Below are 8,317 nucleotides of genomic sequence, written 5' to 3' on the forward strand. Positions count from 1 at the left end.
GGGCTCCTTAGTGGAGGAGCCGGCGGAGGGATAGCGCGTGACCACCGGTGGCTGTCCGGCGGCGCAGATCCGTCGGCCAGCTGGGGTACAGGTGGACAGGTCTACAGCCTCAAGGCAGACAGCAACAGCTACAGGTGCGCTTGAAGTCGACATGCCGCCGAGCCACCAGAGCGATTCCGGTGGTGCTGTTGCGGGCGGCGGTCACGCCCGACATTCTGCCACGACCCGCGCCATCAGCCCTAACCGGGCCAGATTTGCGATCTAGGTGCGTAAAACCTGTTCTGGGACACTGGTGACATGAGCGCGCCGTCGGGATCTTTCGGGATCTACATCCATGTGCCGTTCTGCGCGAGCCGCTGCGGATACTGCGATTTCAACACCTACACACCCGCCGAGCTGGGCGGGTCCAACCCGCAGGGCTGGCTGGCGGCGGTGCGCATCGAGCTCGAACTGGCGGCGCAGCAGGTCGGACCGCGCCCGGTGGACACCGTCTTCGTGGGCGGCGGCACCCCCACCATGCTCGGCGCCGACGGTCTGGCCGCGGTGCTCGACGCCGTCCGGGAGCGTTTCACCCTGGCGCCCGGCGCCGAGGTGACCACCGAGGCCAACCCGGAATCCAGTTCGCCGGCGCTGTTCGCCCGGCTGCGGGCCGCCGGCTACACCCGGATCTCGCTGGGCATGCAGTCGGCCGCCCCGCACGTGCTGGCGGTGCTGGACCGGGTGCACTCGGCCGGCCGCGCGCCCGCCGCGGCCGTGGAGGCGCGGGCCGAGGGGTTCGAGCATGTGAATCTCGATCTGATCTACGGCACGCCGGGGGAGACCGACGACGACCTGCGCCGCTCGGTGGAGGTGGCGCTGTCCGCCGGGGTCGACCATGTCTCGGCCTATGCGCTGGTCGTGGAGGAGGGCACCGCGCTGGCCCGGCGGGTGCGTCGCGGCGAGTTGCCCGCCCCGGACAACGACGTCCTGGCCGAGCGCTACGAGCTGCTCGACACGCAGCTGTCGGCCGCCGGGCTGCAGTGGTACGAGGTGTCCAACTGGAGTGCGCCGGGCGGGGAGTGTCGGCACAATCTGGGCTACTGGGATGGCGGCGAGTGGTGGGGTGCAGGCCCGGGTGCGCACGGTTTCGTCGGCTCGACGCGGTGGTGGAATATCAAGCACCCCAACGCTTATGCGCAGGCGCTGACCGAACGCCGGCTGCCCGTCGCCGATTCGGAGGATCTCGATGACGCGGCGCGGCACACCGAGGACGTGATGCTGCGGCTGCGGTTGCGCAGCGGTCTGCCGGTCGCGGTGCTGTCCCCGGACGAGCGCCACCGGGCCGAGGTGGCCATCGATGACGGATTGGTGGTCCGGGCCGCCGACCGGTTGGTACTCACCGACCCGGGCCGGCTGTTGGCCGATGCCGTGGTGCGCACGCTGCTGGACTGAGCGGTCTGGTACCGATCGCGGTCAGGTTAGGGTGTTAGGTAACCCTTGCCTATGGAGCGTGGATGACCACACTGCAGCCGGTGCTCGACGGCGCCGGAACGACGCCACCACAGCCGCCCCGGGTGACCGCGACGTACACCCGACTCGCCGCGCGGCAGGCGGCTCGGGCCGACGCGCTGGCGCTCAAGGCGCTGCTCGCGCCGGCGACCGGGCGCACCCGCATCGCCCAACTGCTGACCCTGATCGCGTCGGCCGCCACCGTGGTGCCGTTCATCGGCATCGTCGAGATCGGCCGCACCCTGGTGGCCGGCAGCACGGCGGACACCTCGCGGATCTGGACCATCGTCGCCGTCGTGATCGGCGCCCTGCTCGTCCGGACCTGGGCCAGCGGCACCGCCCTGACACTCACCCATCTCGCCGACGGTGACCTGCAACGCTCCCTGCGCCGGCGCATCGTGGACACCTTGGGCCGGCTGCCGCTGGGCTGGTTCAACGGCACCTCCTCGGGCGAGGTCCGCAAGGCCGTCCAGCAGGACGTCGCGGAACTGCACTTCCTGGTCGCGCATGCGGCGGTGGAGAACACCGGCGCGCTGGCCACCCCGATATTCGGGCTGGCCTACTGCTTCTCGCTGGACTGGCGGCTGGGGCTGCTGGCCATCGGCACCGCACCGGTCTATCTGTTGGTCTACCTGTGGCTGGGTCGCGATGTCCGGGTGCAGATGGAGCGGATGAACGCGGGCCTCGCGCGGATCAGCGCCACCATCGTCGAGTTCATCGCCGGTGTCGCCGTGGTCAAGACGTTCGGTGAGACGGGTCGGGCGCACCAGCGGTTCGCCGACGCGGCCGAGGAATTCAACGACGGATTCGCCGAGTGGATGGGTCCCATGGTCCGGGTCAAGGCGGCGTCGTCGATCTTCATCGAGGCGCCCACGGTGCTGCTGGTGAACCTGGCCGGCGGGTACTGGTTGGTGCGCAGCGGCTGGGTGGCGCCGATCGACGTGCTCGGCTCGACACTGGTGGCGATGACCATTCCCGCCGCGGTGTTGGCCGTCGGCTACTCCGCCGGTATCCGCACACAGGCCCAGGCCGCCGCCGGCCGGCTGGTCCGGCTGCTCGATCAGCCGAAGTTGAAGGTTTCCACCAATCCGAAACTGCCGCAGGGCAACTCGGTTGAGTTCGACGGCGTCAGCTTCAGCTATGACGGAACGAGCACGGTGCTGCACGAGGTGGATCTGACCCTGGAGCCCGCCACCGTGACCGCGCTGGTCGGCGCCTCGGGCAGCGGCAAGTCCACCCTGGCCACCCTGGTGCCGCGGTTCCACGATGCGACCGCGGGCACCGTCCGCGTCGGCGGTGTCGATGTGCGTGAGATCGATCCCGCCGTGCTGTACCGGCACGTCGGCTTCGTGCTGCAGGACGTGCAACTGCTCGGTGTCAGCGTGGCCGACAACATCCGGCTGGGGCGTCCCGGCGCCACCAGCGAGGAGGTCTATCAGGCGGCCGAGGCCGCCCATGTGCACGACCGGATCCTGGCGCTGCCCCGGGGCTACGACTCGGTGGTGGGCGAGGACGCACACTTCTCCGGCGGGGAGGCACAGCGGGTCAGCATCGCCCGTGCCCTGCTGGCCGACACCCCGGTGCTGGTGCTCGACGAGGCGACGGCCTCGGCGGATCCGGACTCCGAGGCGCAGATCCAGGCCGCGCTGTCACGGCTGATCGCCGGCCGCACGGTCCTGGTGATCGCCCACCGGCTGGGCTCGATCGTCGGCGCGGACAACATCGTCGTCCTCGATGCCGGCCGCGTCGTCGAACAGGGCCGGCATGACGAGCTGCTCGCCCGCGGCGGTCGGTACGCCGCGATGTGGCACGTGTACACCGATGGCAACCCTGAACCTGTGCCGTCGCTGCGCTCGCCCGAGCAGAACGTGGAGGGTGCACGATGATTCGCGGCTTCCTGCGCATACTCGGGCCGCAGCGCGGCCTGATGTTCGGCTATCTCGCGTGGGTGGGCGCCTACGGCGTGCTGCACGGTGTCGCGATGGTGCTGCTGGTGCCCATCTCGCAGGCGTTGTTCGACGGGCGCTACGCCGACGCCGCGCGGTGGCTCGCGGTGCTGGCCGCCGTGGTGGTGGCCGCGGCAGTGGCCCAGTACGTGCAGTCGTCCCGGGCGATGCGGATGGCGCTGGCCACCATGAGGCTGCTGCACCGCAGGCTCGGCGACCACATGGTGACCCTGCCGCTGGGCTGGTTCCGCCGTGACACCGTCGGTTCGGTCTCCCAGATCGCGGTCAAGGGAACGACATTCGTGGGAACCAGCGGCGCACATCTGATCACCCCGATCGTGCTCAACACGGTGAGCGCGGCGACCGTGGTGATCGGTCTGGCGTTGTTCGACTGGCGGATCGCCGCGGTGGCCCTGGTCGGCGGGCTGATCCTGATGGCCTGCGGTGCGCTGGCGGCCCGGCTGATCGCCGGGGCCGAGATGCTCAACCACGATGCCGAGGTCGAGGTGAACACCCGGGTGGTGGAGTTCGCCCGCTGCCAGCCGGTGCTGCGGGCGTTCGGTCGTACCGGGGCGGATTTCGCGCCGCTCAGTACGGCGCTGGACGCCCAGCACCGGGTCGGACGACGGGCGCTGTGGCGGTCGGTGGCGGGTCTGATGCTCAACGGGGTGGCCGTGCAGGCGGTGTTCTCGGCGCTCATCGGGGCGGGCGCGTGGCTGGCGGTCGGTGGTGGGGCGAGCGAAGCGACGGGGAATGGTGCCGAGCTGAATCCGCTCACCGCGGTGGCGATCCTGGGCCTGGCCGCCCGGTTCGCCTCCCCGCTGGCCGCACTGGCCGAGTACGGCTCGGCGATGCGGATGGCACGCACCGAGCTGGACCGGATCACCGATATCCTCGACACTCCCGCCTTACCGGAACCCGATTCCCCTCAGTCGGTTTCGATCCCGGGTCGGGTCGAGCTGGACCACGTCGGGTTCAGCTATCCGGGCCCTGCGGGCCAGAGCGAAGCGACCGGGGGAGGTGGCCGGGTGGTGGCCACCGATATCAGCTTCGTCGCCGAACCGGGCACCATGACGGCGCTGGTCGGCCCATCCGGTTCGGGTAAGACGACGCTGACCCGGCTGATCGCCCGGTTCTACGACACCGACACCGGCACGGTGCGGGTGGGTGGTGTCGACGTCCGCGATCAGCGGACCACCGATCTGATGGCGCAGTTGTCGCTGGTGTTCCAGGACGTCTACCTGTTCGACGACACGCTCTGGGAGAACGTCCGGATCGGCAGGCCGGGGGCCACCGACGCCGAGATCGCCGCCGCAGCGGAGACCGCCGGGCTGACCTCCGTGCTGCAACGGCTGCCCGACGGCTGGCAGACCCGGGTCGGCGAAGGCGGTTCGGCGCTGTCCGGAGGTGAGCGGCAACGGGTTTCGATTTCCCGTGCGCTGCTCAAAGATGCCCCGATCGTGTTGTTCGACGAGGCGACCAGCGCGCTGGACCCGGAGAACGAGCGGTATGTGGCCGAATCGATCCGGACCCTGGCGCAGCGCAGCACGGTGATCGTCATCGCGCACAAACTGTCCACCGTCACCGCCGCGGACACCATCGTCGTGCTCTCCGGCACCGGCGAGGTGGCAGATACCGGATCGCACGCCGAGTTGATGGCGCGCGGCGGCCAATACGCGGACTTCTGGGCGCAGCGGGTCGCCGCGTCCGGGTGGGCGATGGGGGTCGGCTAACTCACATTCACGTACCCCGCCACCACTAAGCTAGGTTAGGCTAAATTTACCTGGTGCTTACGTTGAGGACCGAGGTGAAGCAAAGGTGACCGTGGAGACCAGAGCGGAAAACGTTGTGGTGCTTCCGCTGACGTTGCCGTCGGGCATCACTCCTGCCGACGTGGTGGCCGAGTTGGCCCGGATGTCCGAAGCCTCCGGCCACGAGTACCTCGTCTACGAACAGCGTGGCCAGTGGATTCTGGCGAGTGACGTACGGACGGCCATCGAACTGGACTCCGATGAACTCCGGCTCATCACCGACGGTGTGGTGACGCGGCAGTGCTGGACGGGGCGCCCCGAAGTGGTCCTCGGCGAGGCGGTGGACCGGCTGCTGCTGGAGGGGCAGCGGCTGTTCGGTTGGTTCGCCTTCGAATTCGGGGCGTACCGCTTCGATCTGGCCGACCGGCTCCCCGCGGGCACGCCGCTGGCCCGGTTGTTCCTGCCCGGCAGTCAGGTCATCGTCTCCGATACCGAGGTCACCGTGGTCGACGGCGACACCGGCTATGCGGCCGCTGTCGACCGTCTGCTCGCCCGTGGCCTGGCGCCGACGCCGGCCGCACGACCGCTCGACGTCGATGCCGACACCGCGCACTACCGTCGGCGCGTCGCCGCGGCGATCGACGAGATCGTCGCCGGCCGCTACCAGAAGGTGATCCTGTCCCGGCGATTCGATGTGCCGTTCGCCCTGGACTTCCCGGCCACCTACCGGGTGGGTCGGCGTCACAACACCCCGGTCAGGTCATTCTTGTTGCGGTTCGGTGGAATTCGCGCGCTGGGCTACAGTCCCGAACTTGTCGCCGCGGTGCACGAGGACGGCACCGTGCTGACCGAGCCGCTGGCCGGTACCCGCGCGCTGGGCCGAGGCGCCGACGAGGACCGCGCCGCCCGCGACGAGCTGGAATCCGATGCCAAGGAGATCGTCGAGCACGCCATCTCGGTGCGCACCTCGATGCAGGAGATCGCCGAGGTGGCCGAACCGGGCACCGCGATGGTCTACGACTTCATGACGATCCGGGAACGCGGCAGTGTGCAGCATCTGGGCTCGACGGTCGGTGGCCGGCTGAACTCGTCACTGGACCGGATGGACGCGCTGGCGGCGCTGTTCCCGGCGGTGACGGCCTCGGGTATTCCCAAGGCGGAGAGCGTCGATGCCATCCTGCGGTTGGACCAGACCCCGCGCGGACTGTATTCGGGGGCGGTGGTGATGTTCACCGCCGGTGGCGAGATGGATGCGGCGCTGACCCTGCGCGCGGTCTACGAACAGGACGGCGCGACCTGGCTGAGGGCCGGCGCCGGCATCATCGCGGCGTCCAACCCGGACCGGGAGTTCGAGGAGACCTGCGAGAAGCTCAGCACGCTGGCGCCGTATCTGGTGCCCCGCGCCTAACGGGTCAACCGCGCGACGATCGCCTTCTTGTCGGTCTTGCCGACCGCCGTGGTCGGCAGCGACTCCCACGCGACCAGGGTGTCCGGCCGGGAGTGTGCGGCCACCCCGCGGCCGTCCAGGTGGGCGTTGAGTTCGGCCAGGCTGACCGGGGGGCCGCTGAACACCACCACGGCGCAGATCTTCTCCCCGAGGAACTCGTCGGGCAGGGGCACCGCGGCGGCCGCCCAGATCGCGGGGTGGGTGATCAGATGCTCCTCCAGGTCCAGGGCCGCCACCGTTTCGCCGCCCCTGATGATGACGTCTTTGACGCGACCGGTGACCTCCAGGTAGCCGTTCGCGGACCGCCTGACCCGATCTCCGGTGCGGTAGAAGCCGTCCGGGCTGAACGACCGCGCATTGTCCTGCGGAGCATTGAAATACCCGTTGATGGTGTAGGGCCCGCGGACCAGCAGCTCACCTTCTGCACCGTGCTGCACCTCATGTCCGGCTTCGTCGACGATCCGCAGTTCGTCGTACTCGGACAGCGGACGGCCCTGGGTGTGGTCGAGCAGATCCGCAGCGTCACCGAGCCGGGTGTAATTGAGTAGTCCCTCCGCCATGCCGAAGACCTGCTGCAGACCCGGCGTCAACGCCGAGCGCACGGCGGCGGCGTCATTGGAGGCCAGTTTCGCGCCACCGACCTGCAGCAGCCGTAGCCCCTTGGGGGCCAGCGGCTCCCACTCACAGGCCTGCGCCCACAGCTTGGCCAGGGCGGGGACCAGCGCGGTGACGGTGACCCGGTGCCGGTCGATCACGGCGAACGCGGCCTCCGGGGACGGGTCGGCGGTGAACACCGTGGCCGCACCCGAGCTCAGGGCACCCAGCAGACCGGGACAGGCCAGCGGAAAGTTGTGCGCGGCAGGCAATACCACCAGATAGACGTCCGATGGGGTCAGCGCGCACAGCTGCGCGCTCGCGGTGACGTTGTAGACGTAGTCCTCGTGGGTGCGCGGGATCAGCTTGGGCGCGCCGGTGGTGCCGCCCGATACCAGCAGCAGCGCGGGGGAGTCGGTCGCCGGCCGCACGGCCGGCGGGGGCGCATCCGAATCGAGGACCGACCAGGGCAGGAACGGACCCGGGTCGCCGTGTACGACGACGTGCCGCACCGCCGGATGCGCGGCGACGAGTTCTTCGGCCATCGCGCGGTAGTCGAATCCGGCTGCGCTGTCGGCGATGACGAGCGCGACGGCGCCGCTGACGGACGCGAAGTGGGTCAGTTCGGCCAGCCGGTGTCCGGGCAGGCACATCACCGGGACGGCGCCTGCTCGCAGCAATCCGAACAGGGCGACGGCGAAATGCGCCGAGTTCGGCAGCTGCAGAAGTACCCGGTCACCGGGTGCGATGCCCAGCGCGGCGAAGCCGGCGGCCGCCCGGTCGGCCCGCGCGTCCAGATCGGCGAAGGTGTGCGAGGGGTGCGCGTCGGCGACGGCGATATTGCCGGGCCAGGTCTGTGCCGCGGTGCGCAGGATCTCGCCGAGGGGCCGGCCGGTCCACAGGCCGGTCTGCCGGTAGTGCGCCGCGCGGTCGGCCGGGAACGGGACGAAGCCGGCCTGGAGGGTGGTCTGTGCTGCGGATTCCGCCGGTTGCGGCGTGGTCAGGGTCACGGGTCTGCCCTTCGGGGTAGGCGTGTTCGGTAGTCCGAATATAGGGTAGCCTTCTCAAAATTAGGGCAGCCTGTGCTTAGT

General features: G+C 69.8%; 6 protein-coding genes. 4 read left to right on the forward strand and 2 right to left on the reverse strand.

Annotated elements, in window-relative coordinates:
• Positions 1-109: 109 nt before the first annotated feature.
• Entirely contained in the window at positions 110-214 is a 105-nt protein-coding gene (locus tag FHU31_RS32205; RefSeq protein ID WP_372517317.1) for an Ms4527A family Cys-rich leader peptide, read from the reverse strand.
• Between the two features lie 83 nt (positions 215-297).
• Here FHU31_RS32205 and hemW point away from each other — a divergent pair, with 83 nt between their 5' ends.
• The 4 genes from hemW (at position 298) to FHU31_RS20465 (ending at position 6,593) form a co-directional block, all read left to right on the forward strand.
• Positions 298-1,431, forward strand: a complete 1,134-nt coding sequence (gene hemW / locus FHU31_RS20450) for a radical SAM family heme chaperone HemW (protein WP_167161927.1) — start codon at positions 298-300, stop codon at positions 1,429-1,431.
• A gap of 62 nt (positions 1,432-1,493) precedes the next feature.
• Complete coding sequence (locus FHU31_RS20455; protein ID WP_167161929.1) at positions 1,494-3,374, forward strand: ABC transporter ATP-binding protein; 1,881 nt, start codon at positions 1,494-1,496, stop codon at positions 3,372-3,374.
• Positions 3,371-5,167 carry an ABC transporter ATP-binding protein gene (locus FHU31_RS20460; protein ID WP_167161931.1) on the forward strand — a complete coding sequence of 599 codons (1,797 nt, stop codon included), beginning with the start codon at positions 3,371-3,373 and terminating at the stop codon, positions 5,165-5,167. The genes FHU31_RS20455 and FHU31_RS20460 overlap by 4 nt, the downstream gene beginning before the upstream one ends.
• Before the next feature lie 91 nt (positions 5,168-5,258).
• Entirely contained in the window at positions 5,259-6,593 is a 1,335-nt protein-coding gene (locus FHU31_RS20465) for a salicylate synthase (RefSeq protein WP_308206695.1), read from the forward strand.
• Here FHU31_RS20465 and FHU31_RS20470 read toward each other — a convergent pair.
• Positions 6,590-8,236: a (2,3-dihydroxybenzoyl)adenylate synthase gene (locus FHU31_RS20470; RefSeq protein WP_167161935.1), complete on the reverse strand. Its 1,647-nt coding sequence runs from the start codon at positions 8,234-8,236 to the stop codon at positions 6,590-6,592. The genes FHU31_RS20465 and FHU31_RS20470 overlap by 4 nt on opposite strands.
• Between the last annotated feature and the right edge of the window lie 81 nt (positions 8,237-8,317).

Source organism: Mycolicibacterium fluoranthenivorans, assembly GCF_011758805.1.
Lineage (GTDB): Bacteria > Actinomycetota > Actinomycetes > Mycobacteriales > Mycobacteriaceae > Mycobacterium > Mycobacterium fluoranthenivorans.